Here is a 16,244-nt window from a genome sequence, read left to right as displayed (position 1 = left end):
GGGGCCGGGCCCATCGGCTAGTGCGGGGTCGTCTCGATCGTGCTGAAGATGAGGGGCGGCGGGAGTTGGCCGTACGAGGGCGGCCCGAAGCCCGAGGCCTCGCACAGCGCGGCGAAGTCCTCCTGGGTGCGCTCCCTGCCGCCCATGTTCACCAGCATGTTGAGGTCGCTCAGATACGGCACGCCGCCCGTGGCGTCCGGGTCGACGAGGGTCGGCAGCACGGGCTCCACGATCAGCAGCCGTCCGTGCGGCGGCAGGACGGCGCGGACGTGGCGGAGGATCGTCACGCACCGGTCGTCGTCCCAGTCGTGGAGCACGCTCTTGAGCAGGTAGAGGTCGCCGCCCTCTGGCACGGAGGCGAAGAAGTCCCCGGCGACGGCGGAGGCGCGCTCCGCCACGCCCGCCGCCTCCAGCGTGGCCCAGGCCTGCGCGAGGCCCTCGGCCGTGTCGTACACCACGCCGCGCGGGCCCGGGTGCGCGCGCAGGATCGCGGCGAGCAGCGTGGCGTCGCCGCCGCCGACGTCCACGACGGTGGAGAAGCGCCCGAAGTCGTAGTGCGCGGGCAGCACGTCGGCCGTCGCGCGCGAGCTCTGGCTCATCGCGGCGTTGAAGCGCGCGGAGAGCGCGTCGTCGTCCTTGAGGTACGAGAAGAAGTCGGTGCCGTGGACCGCGTCGAACGCGGGGCGCCCGGTGCGGACGCTCTCGCCGAGCCGATCCCAGGCGCGCAGCAGGAGAGATTCGTCGAAGATCCTGACCAGCGAGGCCATCGACCGCGGATGCCGCTCGCTCAGCACCGCGCCGGTGTCCGTCACCGCGAAGACGCCCTCGCGCGTCTCGGTCAGCATGCCGAGCGCGGCCAGGGCGCGCAGCAGCCGGAGCGTGGTGCCGGGCGGGGCGCCGAGGTCCGCGGCGAGCGCGTCGGCCCCGCGCTCGCCCTCGCCCTCGCCGATCAGGTCCACGATGCCGAGTTCGACCGCGGTGCCGACCGTCCGGGCCGCCATCGCGCCGAACAGGAGCTGGAACACCCGTCCCCGGTCTTCCGCTCCCCTGTCTTCCTCGTTCACGTCGCCCGTCCTCTCCGAGTCCGGCCCCTTTACGGAATGGGTAAGGGTAGCCTGACTCGTATACCAGGGAGGGTCAAGGGCGGGGGCGTTGGCGGGCGCGGTAGTTGGCGACGTTGAGCCGGTTGCCGCAGACCTCGGGCATGCAGTAGCGACGGCGCCCGGCCTTGCTGGTGTCGACGAACAGCCCCCCGCAGTCAGGCGAAGCACAGCCGCGGAAACGGGCGTGGCCGAGTGTGCGGAGAGCGCCTAGCAGCCCCGTGCCCACCAGGACGGCCAGCTCCCCGGCGAGCGGGGCGCCGGGCTCCGTCGCGACGTACCACTGCCACTCCCCCGCCGCGTCGCGCGCCAGCACGGGGCCGCGGCCCGCGCGGGCGACGAGCGCCGAGGCGCCCTCGGCCACGCGCTCCTCGGACTCCGCGCCCAGCAGCTCCCGCACCTCGTCCCGCAGGGCCCGCACCCCGGCGAGGTCGCGCGCCGACGGCCGCCCCCCGTCGAGCGCGTCCGGGGCGAGCCCGTGCCGGGCGAGGAAGCCCGCCAGCCCCCGCTCGTCCGCCAGCAGGTCGCTCGCGCCGACCGGCGGACCGGTGACGACGAGGTCCGTCGCCACCGAGGCGCCCGTTCTGTAATCGGAAAAAAGAGTTTTCAAGCCTTACCCCTGCTACGGTACGACCCCGAGGTAACCGGAGAAAGGCAAGTTTACCCATGAGTGAGCACATGAGTGAGCAGACGCGTGTCCAGGTCTCCGGCGGCGAGGTCGCCGTACGGGTGGCGGGCGAGGGCCCGCCGGTGGTCCTCACGCACGGCACCCCGGCGTCGTCGCACCTGTGGCGCGAGGTCGTGCCCGTACTGGCGCGCGAACACACCGTCCACACCTGGGACATGCTCGGCTACGGCGACTCGCGCGCGGCGCCCGGCACCGCCCCCTCGATCGCCCGCCAGGCCCGCACCCTGGCCGAACTCGTCGCGCACTGGGGGCTGGAGGAGCCCGCGCTCGTCGGGCACGACATCGGCGGCGGGGTCGTGCTGCGCGCGCACCTCGTCGAGGGCGTACGGGCGCGGCGCCTCGCGCTCGTCGACGCGGCGGTGCTCGGGCCGTGGAACACCCCGTTCACCGAGCACCAGCAGCGGCACGCGGACGTCTACCGCACGATGCCGCCGGACGTCTTCGCCGACCTGATCGCCGCCCGCTTCCGTACGGCCACGCACCGGCCCCTGTCCGAGGAGGCGACGGCGGCCCTCCTCGCGCCGTGGCGCGGCGCGGCGGGGCAGGGGCGCTGGCTCGACCAGGTCGCGGCCGTCAGCTTCGAGGACACCCGCGAGGTGGTGGCGCGGCTCGGGGAGATCACCGCGCCCTCACTCGTCCTGTGGGGCCGCGAGGACACCTGGCTGCCGCCCGCCACCGGCGAACGGCTGGCCGCCGCGATCCCCGGCGCGCGCCTGCGCCTGATCGAGGACGCCGGGCACTTCCTCCCGGAGGACGCGCCGGGGCCGGTGGCCGAGGCCCTGCGCACGCACCTGGCCTGAAGCGAGTTACACCGGAGCGGTCGCCTCCGCGAGCCAGAGGTCCGGCCCGAAGACCTCGTACCGGACCTGCCGCGCGGGCACCCCGGCGCGCAGCACCTGCTCCCGTACGGCGCGCATGAACGGCAGCGGGCCGCACAGGTAGACGCTCGCGTCGGCCGGGATCTCCGGCGCGCCCGGCGCGGTCAGGTCCATCAGCCCGGTGCACGCGTCCGGCTCCTCCGCGTCCGGCTGCTCGTACCAGAACGCGGCCCGCGCGCCCGGGAGTTCGCCGAGCAGCCGGTGGGTGTCGGCGCGCAGCGCGTGGGTGAGCGGCGAGGCGTCGGCGTGCAGCACCGTGACGGGGCGCGCGGAGCCGAGCGCCGCGAGGTGTTCGAGCATCCCGACCATGGGCGTGCAGCCGATACCGGCCGACACCAGCACCAGCGGCCGGTGGCTGTCGTCGAGCACGACGTCCCCGAACGGCGCGGAGAGCGTCAGCTCGTCGCCCGGCCGCACCGTGCGGTGCAGCAGGCTCGACACCTCGCCGTCGATCCGCTTGACGGTGATCCGCCGGGTCTCCGCGCCCGGCGCCGAGGAGAGGCTGTACTGCCGCAGCTGGTGGACCCCGTCCGGCATCCGCGTCCGCACGCTCACGTACTGGCCCGCGCGGGCGTCCGGCGCCGGTGCGCCGTCGGCCGGGCGCAGCAGGAACGAGACCGTGTCCGCGGTCTCCTCGTGCCGCCCGGTCACGGTCCACTGCCGCCACGGGTGCCCGGGGCGCACGTGCGCCTCCAGGTAGAGCCGGGCCTCCTGCGCGATGAGGGCACCGGCCATCAGCCAGTACACCTCGTCCCAGGCGGCCGTCACCTCCGGCGTCACGGCCTCGCCGAGCACGTCGGCGATCGCCGCGAACAGGTACTTGTGGACGACCGTGTACTGGTCGTCGGTGACGCCTACGGCCGCGTGCTTGTGCGCGATCCGGGACAGCAGGCCCTCGGGGCGGGCCTCCGGGTCGGCGAGCAGCGCGCCCGCGAACGCGGCGACGGCCCCCGCGAGCGCCTGCCGCTGCGCTCCGCTGGCCTGGTTGCCGCGGTTGAACATCCCGTCCAGCAGTTCGGGGCGCTCCTCGAACATCGAGCCGTAGAAGCGCGCGGTGATCTCGGGCAGCGCCCCGGTGACGGCGGGCAGCGTCGCACGTATGACCGAGGCCGATTCGTCGGAAAGCATGGCTCCTGTCTAGCAGCGACAACCCGGGCGAACGGGCCCTCAGCGGCCGATCAGGGACCAAGGTCCCGAAGGTGAGGACCATGCGCCCGGGCCCCCGCCGGGAGACGGCCCCGGGTGGCCCCGCCGCCCGGCACACCCAGGCGGTACGTTCGCAGCATGAGCGGAGCGACAGAGCAGGTGCGGATCTTCCTCGTCGACGACCACGAGGTCGTCCGGCGCGGAGTGCGCGACCTGCTGGAGGCCGAGCCCGGACTGCTGGTCGTCGGCGAGGCGGGCAGTGCCGAGCAGGCCCTCGCCCGCGTCCCGGCGCTGCGGCCCGACGTGGTGGTGCTCGACGTGCGGCTGCCGGACGGGAACGGGGTCGGCGTCTGCCGGGAGCTGCGCTCGCTGATGCCCGGGCTGGCCTGCCTGATGCTCACCTCGTTCGACGACGAGGAGGCCCTGCTCGACGCGATCATGGCGGGCGCCTCCGGGTACGTGCTCAAGCAGATCAGCGGCACGGACCTGGTCACGGCCGTACGGACGGTGGCCGACGGCAAGTCCATGCTCGACCCCGGCGCCACGGCCCGCATCATGGCCCGCCTGCGCGACCAGGGCGGGGGCGGGAGCGCGGGCGAGGCTGCGCAGGACAAGGAGCCGACGGGGCTGGCCGCGCTGACCGAGCGCGAACGGGACATCCTCACCCTGATCGGCGAGGGCCTCACCAACCGCGAGATAGGCGCCCGCCTCTACCTCGCGGAGAAGACCGTCAAGAACAACATCTCCCGCCTCCTCGCGAAGCTGGGCGTGGAACGCCGCGTCCAGGCGGCGGTCATAGCGACCCAGTCGGCACCGCCGCCGGGCGTGCGTCCGGTGCGCTGAGCGGGGCGCCCGTTCCCCCTTCGCGCACCGCGATGATCTCCGCGGCGATCGAGACGGCGGTCTCCTCGGGCGTACGGTCCCCGAGGTCGAGCCCGATCGGCGACCGCAGCCGCGCCAGCTCCGCCTCGCTCACGCCCACTTCCCGCAGCCGCCGCTCGCGGTCCAGGTGCGTACGGCGCGACCCCATGGCCCCGACGTACGCGACGGGCAGCCGCAGCGCCGCCCGCAGCAGCGGCACGTCGAACTTCGCGTCGTGGGTGAGGACGCACAGGACGGTGCGCGCGTCGGTCTCCGTCCCCCGCAGATAGCGGTGCGGCCAGTCCACCACGACCTCGTCGGCCTCCGGGAAGCGCGCCCGCGTGGCGAAGACGGGACGCGCGTCGCAGACGGTGACGTGGTGGCCGAGGAGCTTGCCCACGCGGACGAGCGCCGCCGCGAAGTCGATCGCCCCGAACACGATCATCCGGGGCGGCGGCAGGCTCGACTCGACGAAGACCGTGAGCCCGCCCGGGCAGCGGGAGCCGTCCTCGGAGAGTTCGACCGTTCCGGTGCGGCCGGCGCCGAGCAGGGCGCGCGCCTCGCGCGCCACGGCCTCGGCCACCCGGCCGTCAGGGGCGCCGAGCGCGGCTCCGTCCACCCCGCCCGCCTCTTCGGCGTGCACGGTCAGGGCTCCGCCCACGAGTCCGGCGGGGCCGCGGACCACCCGGGCGAGGGCCACGCCCTCGCCTCGGGCCGCGGCGCGCAGGGCGGCCGTGAAGGTCTCGCGCCGCGGTCCACGCGCGGCCACCGGCGTGACCAGGATGTCGATCACCCCGCCGCAGGTCAGCCCGACCGCGAACGCGTCCTCGTCGCTGTAGCCGAACCGTTCGAGCACCGGCTCGCCGTCCTGGAGCACCTGGAGGCACAGCGCGTGCACGGCCCCCTCGACGCAGCCGCCGGACACCGAGCCGATGACGGTCCCCTCCCCGTCCACCGCGAGCGCCGCGCCCGGCCCCCGGGGTGCGCTGCCGGAGACGGCCACGACCGTGGCGACCGCGAAGGCACGGCCGTCCTCCGCCCACCGTGCCAGCTCCCCGGCCACGTCAAGCACGGCGCTGTGCCCCCGCGAGCACCCGGTCCGGGCGGAGGGGCAGGTGCCGGTGGCGTACCCCCGTCGCGTGCCACACCGCGTTGGCGACGGCCGCCGCGGCACCCACGACACCGATCTCGCCGACGCCCTTGATGCCGACCGGGTCGTCCGGGACGGGGTCGTCCACCCAGTCCGCCTCGACGCGGTCCACGTCGGCGCTGGCGGCGATGTGGTACCCCGCGAGGTCGGCGCCGACGAGGCCGCCCGAGGCCTGGTCCCGTACCGCTTCCTCGTGCAGGGCCATGGAGAGGCCCCAGACCATCCCGCCGGTCAACTGGCTCCTCGCGGTCAGGGGGTTGACGATGCGGCCCGCCGCGAAGATGCCGAGCATGCGCCGGACCCGCACCTCCCCGCTCGCGGTGTCCACGGCGACCTCGGCGAACTGGGCGCCGTAGGAGTGGCGTTCGGCGGGGGCCGTCCCGCTGACGGCCTCGGTGCTGTCGAAGCGCACGGTGAGCCCCTCCGGCGGGATGTCGGCGCCCAGGGCGAGACGTTCCCGCAGCTCCTCGGCCGCCGGGGTGACGGCCCGCGCCCAGGAGCTGGTGCCCGCCGAGCCGCCCGCCACCCACGCGGGGCCGAAGTCGCTGTCGCCGATGCGGACGCGGATCCGTCCGGGCGCCACGGCGAGCGCGTCGGCCGCGACGAGGGTGAGCGCCGTCCGGGCTCCGGTGCCGATGTCGGCGGCGGCGATCCGCACGGTGTACGTCCCGTCGGCCCAGGCCGTGACCGCCGCCGTGGAGGGGAGCGTCATCGCGTGGAAGGTGGCCGCCGCCGTCCCGGTGCCGAGCAGCCACCGCCCCTCGCGGCGCACTCCGGGGCGCGGATCGCGGTCGGCCCAGCCGAACCTGCGGGCGCCCTCCTCGTAGCAGCCGGTCAGGTTGCGGCCCGCGAACGGCAGCCCGGTCACCGGGCCCGCCTCCGGCTCGTTGCGTACGCGCAGGGCTATCGGGTCGACGCCGCACTTCTCGGCGAGCTCGTCGAGCGCGGACTCCAGGGCGAAGGACCCAGGGGTCATGCCGGGTGCGCGCATCGCCGTCGGCGTGGGGACGTCGAGGCCGACGACCCGGAACTCGGTGTGATGCGCCTCGGCGTCGTACAGGACGCGGCCCGCCGCGGCGGCGGGCTCGGCGAATGCGTACACCGAGGACGTGCGGCTGACGGAGCGGTGCTCCAGCGCGCGCAGCCGCCCGTCCGCGTCGGCGCCGAGCCTGACCCGCTGCGCGGTGGGGCTGCGGTGCCCGGTCAGCGTGAACATCTGCCGCCGGGTCAGGGCGACGCGGACCGGCCGCCGCAGCACCGCGGCCGCCATCGCCGCCGCCACCTGGTGCACCCGCACGGTCTTGGAGCCGAACCCCCCGCCGACGTGCTCGGAGCGCACCCGTACGGAGGCCGGGTCGAGCGAGAACACGTTCGCGAGGTCCGCCGCGGCCCAGGAGGCGCCCTGGTTGGAGTCGACGACCTCCAGCCTGCCGTCGTCCCAGCGGGCCGCCGCCGCGTGCGGTTCCATCGGGTTGTGGTGCTCCTCGGGCGTCGTGTACTCCGCTTCGACGACGACGGCGGACGCGGCGAGCGCGGCGGCCAGATCGCCCTTGCCCGCCGTCGCGGGCACCACGCTGTCCAGCGGACGGGAGTCGGCGCGTTCCCCGGAGAACGCCGTGTCGTGCGGCTCCCGCTCGTACCGTACGACCAGGGCTTCGGCACCGGCCCTGGCCTGCTCGGGGGTCTCGGCGACGACGAGCGCCACGGGCCAGCCCTCGTGCGGCACCCGGTCGTCCTGGAAGGCGCCGACGGTCGGGTCCGGCACCGTGCCCATGATGCTGCCGTAGTCCGTACGGACGCGCGGCGCGTTGTGGGGGTGGAGCACGGTCAGGACGCCGGGCATCGCGCGCACCGGGGCGTCGTCCAGCGAACTGACGCGCCCCCGGGCGACGGTGGACAGCACCAGGCTGCCGTGGGCGAGCCCGGCGAAGGGAACGTCGCCCGCGTACCGCGCGGCGCCGGTGACCTTCTCCCGGCCCTCGACGCGCGTGTGCCCGGTGCCGACGGCGCCCCGCGCCCGCGTACGTTCGGGATGGGTGAGGGTCATCGAACCTCCGCCCCCTCTGTGCTCTCTGTGCTCTCGGCATCGGCGAGTTCGGTCAGGACGGCCACCGTGAGATTGCGCAGCAGCGTCACCTTGTACCCGTTGTGGGCGAGCGGCCTGGCCTCCGCCAGCTCGGCGTCCGCCGCGGCGGCGAAGCTCCCGGCGTCGGCCGGTCCCCCGCGCAGCAGCTCCTCGGCCGCGCGCGCCCGCCAGGGCCGGGACGCCACCGCCCCGTACGCCAGCCGTACGTCGCGTACGGCACCGTCCCGGACGTCCAGCGCGGCGGCGACCGACCCGATGGCGAAGGCGTACGAGGCCCGTTCGCGCACCTTGCGGTAGCGGGACCGGGCCGCGACGGGCGCGGGAGGCAGGGTGACACCGGTGATCAGCGCGCCCGGCGGCAGCGCCGTCTCCCTGTGCGGGGTGTCGCCCACCGGGAGATGGAAGTCGGCGAGCGCCACCTCGCCCGGCCCCCGCGCCGTCTCGTAGGTGACGACCGCGTCGAACGCCGCGAGCGCGACCCCCATGTCCGAGGGGTGCACGGCCACGCAGTGCTCCGAGGCGCCCAGGATCGCGTGGTTGCGGTGCTCGCCCCCGATCGCGGGGCAGCCGCTGCCGGGCTCCCGCTTGTTGCAGGGGCGGGAGAGGTCGGTGAAGTAGCCGCAGCGGGTGCGCTGCAGCAGATTGCCGCCGACGGTGGCCATGTTGCGCAACTGCCCGGAGGCCCCGGCCAGGACGGCCTGCGCCAGCGCCGGAAAGCGGCGGCGGACCTCCGGGTGGGCGGCCAGGTCGCTGTTGGTGACGGTCGCGCCGACGCGCAGGCCGCCGTCGTCCGTGGCCTCGACGCCGTCGAGGGGCAGCCCCCGGATGTCGACGAGCCGCTCGGGGCGCTCGACACCGGCCTTCATGAGGTCGACGAGATTGGTACCGCCGGCGAGGAAACGGGCTCGTGGATCGGCGTCCAGCTGCGCGACCGCGCCCGCGGTGTCGGCCGCCCTCCGATAGGCGAACTCCTTCACGCCGCCGCCTCCTCGCCCGCCGCGTGCCCGACCGCCCGGACGATCGACACGTACGCGCCGCAGCGGCACAGGTTGCCGCTCATCCGCTCCCGGATCTCCTCCGGCGAGAGCGGCGGCGGCCCCGCTTCGGGCCGTACGTCGCCGGTGACGGCGCTCGGCCACCCGGCCGCGTGCTCCTCGATCACGCCGATGGCCGAGCAGATCTGCCCGGGAGTGCAGTAGCCGCACTGGAACCCGTCGAAGTCGAGGAACGCCTGCTGCACGGGGTGCAGTTCGCCGTCCCCGGCGATCCCCTCGACCGTGGTGACCTCCCGGCCCTCGCTACCGACGGCGAGCTGGAGACAGGAGACGGTCCTGCGGCCGTCGACCAGAACGGTGCAGGCGCCGCACTGGCCGTGGTCACAGCCCTTCTTGGTACCGGTCAGTTCGAGACGCTCGCGCAAGGCGTCGAGCAGGGTGGTGCGATGATCGACGGTCAGCGTGTGCTTCTCGCCGTTGACGTGCAACGTGACGGTGCTGTGCGTCGACGGGTCGGAGGAGTCAGGGAAGTCGGAGAAGTCAGGTGGATTCATCGTCGGCCCTCTGTGGTCGCTGCCGCGACGGTGTTCGTCCGCCGCGTCTGCCGATACGCTGGGACTGATCAGAAGCGGACAACTGTCCGGTACGGGGAAACGTAGCGGACAGTTGTCCGGTACGCAAGCGAATCCGGCGCGGGCCACCGGAGTTGGGCACCGTCATGAGTGGGCACCGTCATGACGTCATGAGGAGGACGTGGATGGACCGGCAGCAGCAACCGGGGCCGAAGCGCTCGGACGCCCAGCGCAATCGCGAGCGCATCCTGGAGGTCGCGCTGGCCGAACTGACGCGCGCCCCCGACGTGCCGCTGAGCGCGATCGCCCGGAAGGCGGGCGTCGGACAGGGCACCTTCTACCGCAACTTCCCCAGCCGCGAGGCGCTCACCCTGGAGATCTACCGGCACGAGATGACGCAGGTGGCGCGCAGCGCCGCCGAATTGCTCGCGACCCGGGCCCCCGATGCGGCCCTGCGCGCCTGGATGGACCGGCTCGCCGAGTTCGCGCTGGCCAAATCGGGCCTCGCGGACGCGATCCACAAGGCCCTCAACACCACCGGGGGCGAGAAACCCCCTCCGGCCGAACTCCAGGACGCCGCCGAGGTCCTGCTCCGCGCGTGCGAGGAGGCGGGCACCATCCGCGAGGGCGTGACCCCGGACGACTTCATCCTCGCGATCACGGGCCTGTTCACCATCGAGCCCGACGAGCGCTGGAAGGAACGCTCCACCCGACTCCTGGACCTGATCATGGACGGCCTCCGAACAGGAGCTCCGACTCCTTGATCAGAGCGCCCCGAAGGGGCGCGGGGAACTGCGCGCCCAGCCACGACGCGGCGGCAGCCTGCGAACCACGGCAAGGGGCACCCCGTAAACAGCCCCGATGCCGGATCAGCTCTCATCGACGGGCAACCCCACCGGTTCCTTGATCCGCTTCATGATGATCTGGGAGTTCACCTCGGTCACCCCGGAAAGAGCGGTCAGCTTTTCGATCCAGAGGCGCTCGTACGCCCGTAGGTCCTCCACGGCGATGCGGAGCAGACAGCCGGGGCTGCCGAAGAGGCGGTGGGCCTCGACGACGTCGGGGATGTCCTGGAGCGCGGCCTCGAACTCCTCCACCACCTCGCGGTCCCGCTTGACCTCCACGGAGACCAGCACCTCGAAGCTGCGGCCCACCGCCTCGGGGTCGATCACCGCGCGGTAGCCCTGGATCACCCCGTCCTTCTCCAGCTGGCGCACGCGGCGCATGCACGGCGAGGGCGTCAGCCCGACCCGCTGGGCCAGCTCCTGGTTGCTGAGCCGCCCGTCGCGCTGCAGCTCGCGCAAGATATCCCGGTCGATGGCATCCATGGCGCAATTATCCACCCGTACTACCCGGTAGCGCTTCCAGAACTAGCGATCGAATTGCGGACGTTTCCGCCTATCCTTGCGTCCGGTCGATCCCTCACCCCCGGATCGGGACGAAGGAGTACGCGCAGTGGGACGAGTCATCGTCATCAGCACCGGCGGCACCATAGCCAGCCGCTGGCAGGGCGCCGGGTTCGCCGCCGAGGCGCAGGGCCGCGAGGTCATGGAGTCCACCGTGGTGCCCGACGGCGTCACCGTGGAGGTCCGCGACCTCTTCAGCCTGAACAGCTCACGGCTGACCACGGCCCACCAGCTCACCCTGCTCCGCGCCGTCCACGACGTCCTCGCCGACCCGGACGTGGACGGCGTCGTCGTGACCCATGGCACCGACACCCTGGAGGAGTCGGCGTTCCTGCTCGACCTGTACCACGACGATCCGCGCCCCGTGGTGTTCACCGGCGCCCAGCGCGCGTTCGACGCGCCGGACGGCGACGGGCCCGGCAATCTCCGCGACGCGCTGCTCGTCGCCTCGACGGTCCGCGGACTCGGCGTCCTGGTCGCCTTCGACGGCACCGTGCACGCCGCGCGCGGCACGGTGAAGACGCACACCCTCGACGCGGACGCCTTCGGCGACCCGTCCGGCGTCCGGCTCGGCAAGATCGGCTTCGGCAAGGTCACCATGCTGCGCGCCCCCCGGCGCCCCGAGCCCCTGTCGCTCCGCGCCGATGCCGGTACCGGCACCGGCACCGGCACCGGTACGCCGCCCCGCGTCGACGTGATCGCCCACCACGCGGACGGCGACGCGACGCTGCTGAACGCGGCCGTGGACGCCGGGGCGCAGGGCCTCGTCCTCGTCGGTACGGGCGCGGGCAACGCGACGCCCGAGATCGCCGAGGCCGTCGCGAAGGCCGTCGCGCGCGGCGTGCTCGTCGCACTGACCACCCGGGTGCCCTCCGGCCCCGTCGCGCAGCTCTACACGCTCGGCGGCGCCGTCGACCTCGTCGCGGCCGGTGCCGTGCCGACCGGGACGCTGCGCGCGGGCCAGGCCCGTATCGCCGTGCTGGGCGCGCTGCTCGCCGTCGGCGCCGACGACGCGGCGGGCCGTGTACGCGCCCTGCGGCACGCGCTCGGCCTGGAGACCGCCCAGGACCACGGGGCGGGGCACGGACGGACCGTCCCCCATGCGGCCCGTACGCGCCCCGCCCCCCGCACCCACGAACCCCACACGGCCCACGCCTCCTGACACGGACTGAGCAGGGGCTGCCCCGCCTGTCCGCCGCAGACTGCGGGTCGTGGGTGGCTGGGCGCGCAGTTCCCCGCGCCCCTTGAGGGCACTCCTCGGCGCGCCCCCAAGGGGCGCGGGACTGCGCCGACATGCGACTCCGCCGCGCGGGCGCGACCGCACAAGCAGGCGCCCCGTCAGGGGCACCCGCCGAGCAGGGGCTGCCCCACCTGCCCCTCGCGGGCTGCGGGTCGTGGGTGGCTGGGCGCGCAGTTCCCCGCGCCCCTGAAGCGGCCCCTCCGGGGCCTGCTTCAGAGCGCCCCGCGCCTCTAGGGGCGCGGGGAACTGCGCGACAAGCCACGACGCAGCCGCGGTCTGCGAACCACGGCAAGGGGCAGCCCCTGCCCAGCCCTGAGACGAGGGCGACCCGCACTCGCCGGCCACGCGCTAGCGCAGAGGTGCCGTCCAGGTCAGGCACGTGCCCCCGGACGGCGGGGCCGTCAGGCGGAGGGTGCCGCCGACGTCCTCGGCGCGGTCGGCGGCGTTGCGCAGGCCGCTGCGGCGGCCGCCGTCGGGGAGGCCTACGCCGTCGTCGGTGACGGTGAGCTCGACCTGCCCTGAAGCGGCCCGCAGGGCGACCCGTACGGTGCTCGCCCCCGCGTGCCGCGCCACATTGCTCAGCGCCTCGGAGAGCACCGCGACAACGTGGTCCGCCACATGCGGCGGTACGTCCGTGTCGAGCAGGCCCTCCAGGGAGAGCTGGGCGGGGAAGCCGAGCGGGCGCCGCGCGTCCTCGACGGCGCGGGCGGCGCGGGCCCGCAGGCCGCCCCCGGCCTCCTCCTCGCGGGAGCGCAGCCCGAAGATCGCCGAGCGGATGATCTTGATGGTCTCGTCGAGGTCGCCCATCACCTGGCCGACGCGCTCCCCCGCGCCCGTCCCCTCGACCTCGGGCAGCCGCGTGGTGCTGCGGAGCGTCATCCCGGCGGCGAACAGCCGCTGGATCGCCAGGTCGTGGAGGTCGCGCGCGATACGGTCGCGGTCCTCCAGCAGCGCGAGCTGCTCGGCGTCGCGGCGGTGGTCGGCCAGTTGCAGGGCCAGCGCCGCCTGGTCGGCGAAGCCCAGCAGCGGGCCGATCTCGTCCGCGCTGAAGTGCCGTTCGCCCGCGCGCCGCGCCAGCAGCAGCACGCCCTGCACCTCGCCGGTCGCCGCCGCCAGCGGTACGGCGACCGCGGGGCCCAGGTCCTGGAAGCGGCGCGGGCCCGCCGTCAGCCTCGGGTCGCCGTCGATGTCCTCGCTGGTGACCGGGGATCCGGCCGCGACCGCGGCGCCCGAGAGGGTGCCAGCGGCGGGCACGGTCAGCCCCAGCCGCGCCTGCGCCCGCGCGCCCAGGGCCAGTTCGACGCGGAGCTGGTCGGCGCCCTCCAGCGGCACCGAGACGTCTGCGAGTTCGGCCCCGGTGATCTCCCGGGCCCGCTGCGCGACGAGTTCCAGCACCTCGGCGCGCGGGCTGCCGGAGAGCAGGCCGCGGGTGATCTCCGCGCTGGCCCGCAGCCATGACTGCTGCTGCCGCGCCTCCTCGTACAGCCGCGCGTTGTCGATCGCGACGCCCGCCGCGACCGCGAGCGTCTGGAGGACGGCCTCGTCCTCGTCGTCGAAGTCCTCGCCGCCGCGCTTGTCGGTCAGGTAGAGGTTCCCGAACACCTCGTCCCGCACCCGCAGCGGGACGCCGACGAAGGTGCGCATCGGCGGGTGGTTCGGCGGGAAGCCGGACGACGCCGGGTGCTGGGCCAGGTCGCTGAGCCGCAGCGGCTCGGGGTGCCGGATCAGCTCGCCGAGGATGCCCTCGCCCCGGGGGTACGGGCCGATGGCCTCGATCTCCTCGGGCGTCAGGCCGACGGTCAGCATCTGGTCGAGGGTGCGCCCGTCGGGGCCGATCACGCCGAGCGCCGCGTACCGCGCGTCGACGAGCGTCGCCGCCGCCTCCACGATGCGCTGCAGCACGTGGGTGACGTCCAGCTCCCGCCCGACGGAGAGCACGGCCTCCAGCAGGCTGTGCAGCCGGTCGCGGGCGCCCCGCGCGTCGTCGATCCGCGACTGGAGCTCGTCCAGCAGCCGGTCCAGCCGGAGCCGGGGCATCCGGGAGCCCCGCTCGCCGTCCCCGTCCACCCGCGCTCCCTCGGTTCTCGTACACATTTCCGTCCCACGGTATCCACATGTCCCCCACCCCTGCCGTCCGCCTCCGGTCCTACGGCCGGAGCCCGATCCGCCCTCGTCCCGCGCTCGGTAGCGTCGCCGGGCATGACGATCACGGAACCGGCGCGCGACGCCGGGCAGCGGAAGCGGGACGTCCTCGAACGGCTGGAGCGGGAGGAGGACATCTGGGTCGCGTCGGCCGACGGGGACGGGGTGCCGTTCCTCGTGCCCCTGTGGTTCCGCTGGGACGGCGAGGCCGTCTGGCTCGCGACCCGGCTCACCAGTCGCACCGCCCGTAATCTGCGGGCCACGGGCCGGGCGCGGCTGGCGTTCCCGGCCACGCGGGACGTCGTCCTCGTCGACGGGGAGGCCGAGGTCTTCACGGCGGAGGACGTACCGGCCGCGGCGGCCGACGGGTTCGCGGAGCGGTACGGGTGGGAGCCGCGCGGGGACCACGCCTCGTACGGCTATCTCCGCGTCCTGCCGCGCACGGTGCAGGCGTGGCGCGGGGAGTACGAGATGCCCGGCAGGCACGTGATGCGCGAGGGGCGCTGGACCGCCTGAGCCCGTACGGCCGTAGGGCCCGTACCGGCTCGTACGGGCTCAACTGTGTGACGTGAACGGGGTGGAGGGATCAGCGCCCCCGATCGCGCGGGGCGCGGCCCGGCTCCGTGACGCGGGTGCGCGCCCTGGGCCGGTTGGTGCCCGGAGCCGGACTCGAACCGGCACGGCCCGAAGGCCAACGAGGTTTAAGCTCGTCGTGTCTGCATTCCACCACCCGGGCACCGGCTCCTGGACCGCTGCTCTCGCACGCTCCGGAGCGCACGCGGCCCTCCCCAGGGCGCGAGGATGAGCCTATCCAGGGTCATCCCCCGAACAGCGGATCGACAGACCGATGTTGTCTTATTTTATTGGCAACTGACGGCGCATCAGTACACCGTGTTCCACTTCGGAGCGATGCGCTGTCCGTGCCCGGCTCGCGAGAAATGACGGAAAGTCGCCGCTCGGTCACGCGTTCTGGAGGGCGATGCTCTCAGGGTCGCCCTCATCCCAGAGGATGAGCGGAGTCACGGGAACTACCTCCCAAGGCTCCCCCGGAAACCAGAGCGGGGGCTGATCCGCGAGAGCGGATCTGACGGAACGATGGGGATACACGGAAAGTTCCGCCCGTCCCCAGTACCCGTCCCGACAGGAGCACCGCGCCGTGACGACGAGCACCCGCCCCCAGCACCCCGCCGGGAGCCCGCAGCAGGGCTTCCCCGCAGCGCCGTACGGAGCCGGTGGTCCCGCGGCGGCGCGGGCCACGGACCTCTCGAAGGTCTACGGACAGGGAGAGACCCAGGTGGTCGCCCTCGACCGGATCACGGTCGAGTTCCGCAAGGCCGAGTTCACCGCGATCATGGGCCCGTCCGGGTCCGGCAAGTCGACCCTCATGCACTGCATGGCGGGGCTCGACACGATCTCCAGCGGCAGCGCCATGATCGGCGACACCGAGCTGACCGGCCTCAAGGACAAGAAGCTCACGCAGCTGCGCCGGGACCGGATCGGCTTCATCTTCCAGGCGTTCAACCTGCTCCCGACGCTCAACGCGATCGAGAACATCACGCTGCCGATGGACATCGCCGGCCGTAAGCCCGACAAGCAGTGGCTCGACCGGGTCATCCAGACCGTCGGCCTCTCCGACCGCCTCAAGCACCGGCCCAACCAGCTCTCCGGCGGCCAGCAGCAGCGCGTCGCCGTCGCCCGCGCCCTCGCCGCGCAGCCGGAGATCATCTTCGGCGACGAGCCGACGGGCAACCTGGACTCCCGCGCGGGCGCCGAAGTCCTCGGCTTCCTGCGGAACTCGGTGCGCGAGCTGGGCCAGACCGTCGTCATGGTCACCCACGACCCCGTCGCCGCGGCGTACGCGGACCGGGTCGTCTTCCTGGCCGACGGCCGCATCGTCGACGACCTCGCGAGGCCGACGGCGGACTCCGTCCTGGAGCGCATGAAGTCCTTCGACGCCAAGGCGCGTACGAGCTGAGGACC

Annotated in this window: 15 protein-coding genes and 1 tRNA gene; 6 read left to right on the top strand and 10 right to left on the bottom strand. The window is 74.1% G+C overall.

Features of this window, described 5'->3' with window-relative positions; translation table 11 throughout:
• Positions 1-17: 17 nt before the first annotated feature.
• Together ACGF3A_RS42855 and ACGF3A_RS42850 are read right to left on the bottom strand one after the other, a co-directional pair.
• A complete protein-coding gene (locus ACGF3A_RS42855; protein WP_393736588.1) occupies positions 18-1,064 on the bottom strand; it encodes a methyltransferase in 1,047 nt (348 codons plus the stop codon).
• Positions 1,065-1,137: 73 nt separating this feature from the next.
• Positions 1,138-1,671 carry a CGNR zinc finger domain-containing protein gene (locus ACGF3A_RS42850; protein WP_393736585.1) on the bottom strand — a complete coding sequence of 178 codons (534 nt, stop codon included), beginning with the start codon at positions 1,669-1,671 and terminating at the stop codon, positions 1,138-1,140.
• A gap of 107 nt (positions 1,672-1,778) precedes the next feature.
• Between ACGF3A_RS42850 and ACGF3A_RS42845 the strand changes: the two genes are divergently transcribed.
• The gene (locus ACGF3A_RS42845) at positions 1,779-2,588 is read left to right on the top strand and encodes an alpha/beta fold hydrolase (RefSeq protein WP_393736583.1); all 810 of its coding nucleotides are present in this window, start codon (positions 1,779-1,781) and stop codon (positions 2,586-2,588) included.
• A gap of 6 nt (positions 2,589-2,594) precedes the next feature.
• Here the strand turns inward: ACGF3A_RS42845 and ACGF3A_RS42840 are convergent, their stop codons facing one another.
• On the bottom strand, positions 2,595-3,794 hold the full coding sequence (locus ACGF3A_RS42840) for a globin domain-containing protein (RefSeq protein ID WP_393736581.1): 1,200 nt from the start codon (positions 3,792-3,794) through the stop codon (positions 2,595-2,597).
• Between the two features lie 156 nt (positions 3,795-3,950).
• Here ACGF3A_RS42840 and ACGF3A_RS42835 point away from each other — a divergent pair, with 156 nt between their 5' ends.
• Positions 3,951-4,655, top strand: coding sequence for a response regulator (locus ACGF3A_RS42835; RefSeq protein ID WP_393736579.1), 705 nt, complete (start codon positions 3,951-3,953; stop codon positions 4,653-4,655).
• Here the strand turns inward: ACGF3A_RS42835 and ACGF3A_RS42830 are convergent.
• The 4 genes from ACGF3A_RS42830 to ACGF3A_RS42815 are packed head-to-tail and all read right to left on the bottom strand — an operon-like array spanning position 4,606 to position 9,458.
• Entirely contained in the window at positions 4,606-5,745 is a 1,140-nt protein-coding gene (locus tag ACGF3A_RS42830) for an XdhC family protein (protein ID WP_393736577.1), read from the bottom strand. The genes ACGF3A_RS42835 and ACGF3A_RS42830 overlap by 50 nt on opposite strands.
• The gene (locus ACGF3A_RS42825) at positions 5,738-7,870 is read right to left on the bottom strand and encodes a xanthine dehydrogenase family protein molybdopterin-binding subunit (RefSeq protein ID WP_393736574.1); all 2,133 of its coding nucleotides are present in this window, start codon (positions 7,868-7,870) and stop codon (positions 5,738-5,740) included. The genes ACGF3A_RS42830 and ACGF3A_RS42825 overlap by 8 nt, the downstream gene beginning before the upstream one ends.
• Positions 7,867-8,886, bottom strand: coding sequence for an FAD binding domain-containing protein (locus ACGF3A_RS42820; RefSeq protein WP_393736572.1), 1,020 nt, complete (start codon positions 8,884-8,886; stop codon positions 7,867-7,869). The genes ACGF3A_RS42825 and ACGF3A_RS42820 overlap by 4 nt, the downstream gene beginning before the upstream one ends.
• Complete coding sequence (locus tag ACGF3A_RS42815; protein WP_393736570.1) at positions 8,883-9,458, bottom strand: 2Fe-2S iron-sulfur cluster-binding protein; 576 nt, start codon at positions 9,456-9,458, stop codon at positions 8,883-8,885. Before ACGF3A_RS42815 ends, ACGF3A_RS42820 begins: the two co-directional genes overlap by 4 nt.
• A gap of 203 nt (positions 9,459-9,661) precedes the next feature.
• On the opposite strand from ACGF3A_RS42815, the gene ACGF3A_RS42810 reads away from it, so the two are divergent.
• Complete coding sequence (locus tag ACGF3A_RS42810) at positions 9,662-10,240, top strand: TetR/AcrR family transcriptional regulator (RefSeq protein ID WP_393736568.1); 579 nt, start codon at positions 9,662-9,664, stop codon at positions 10,238-10,240.
• A gap of 105 nt (positions 10,241-10,345) precedes the next feature.
• On the opposite strand, the gene ACGF3A_RS42805 is transcribed toward ACGF3A_RS42810, so the two are convergent.
• Positions 10,346-10,804: an Lrp/AsnC family transcriptional regulator gene (locus tag ACGF3A_RS42805; RefSeq protein WP_393736565.1), complete on the bottom strand. Its 459-nt coding sequence runs from the start codon at positions 10,802-10,804 to the stop codon at positions 10,346-10,348.
• Positions 10,805-10,931: 127 nt separating this feature from the next.
• On the opposite strand from ACGF3A_RS42805, the gene ACGF3A_RS42800 reads away from it, so the two are divergent.
• A complete protein-coding gene (locus tag ACGF3A_RS42800; RefSeq protein WP_393736563.1) occupies positions 10,932-12,044 on the top strand; it encodes an asparaginase in 1,113 nt (370 codons plus the stop codon).
• A 426-nt stretch (positions 12,045-12,470) separates the two neighbouring features.
• Here the strand turns inward: ACGF3A_RS42800 and ACGF3A_RS42795 are convergent, their stop codons facing one another.
• Positions 12,471-14,216 carry a GAF domain-containing protein gene (locus ACGF3A_RS42795; RefSeq protein WP_393736561.1) on the bottom strand — a complete coding sequence of 582 codons (1,746 nt, stop codon included), beginning with the start codon at positions 14,214-14,216 and terminating at the stop codon, positions 12,471-12,473.
• Positions 14,217-14,321: 105 nt separating this feature from the next.
• Here ACGF3A_RS42795 and ACGF3A_RS42790 point away from each other — a divergent pair, with 105 nt between their 5' ends.
• A complete protein-coding gene (locus ACGF3A_RS42790; protein ID WP_393736558.1) occupies positions 14,322-14,780 on the top strand; it encodes a pyridoxamine 5'-phosphate oxidase family protein in 459 nt (152 codons plus the stop codon).
• Positions 14,781-14,915: 135 nt separating this feature from the next.
• On the opposite strand, the gene ACGF3A_RS42785 is transcribed toward ACGF3A_RS42790, so the two are convergent.
• Positions 14,916-15,000: transfer RNA gene (locus tag ACGF3A_RS42785), tRNA-Leu, on the bottom strand.
• 420 nt (positions 15,001-15,420) lie between these two features.
• Between ACGF3A_RS42785 and ACGF3A_RS42780 the strand changes: the two genes are divergently transcribed.
• A complete protein-coding gene (locus tag ACGF3A_RS42780) occupies positions 15,421-16,239 on the top strand; it encodes an ABC transporter ATP-binding protein (protein ID WP_393736556.1) in 819 nt (272 codons plus the stop codon).
• Positions 16,240-16,244 lie beyond the last annotated feature (5 nt).

It is taken from the genome of Streptomyces sp. NPDC048172 (genome assembly GCF_043202595.1).
Taxonomy (GTDB): domain Bacteria; phylum Actinomycetota; class Actinomycetes; order Streptomycetales; family Streptomycetaceae; genus Streptomyces.
Note: the sequence above shows the minus strand (reverse complement) of the source record. Positions and strands in the feature narration are given on the sequence as shown.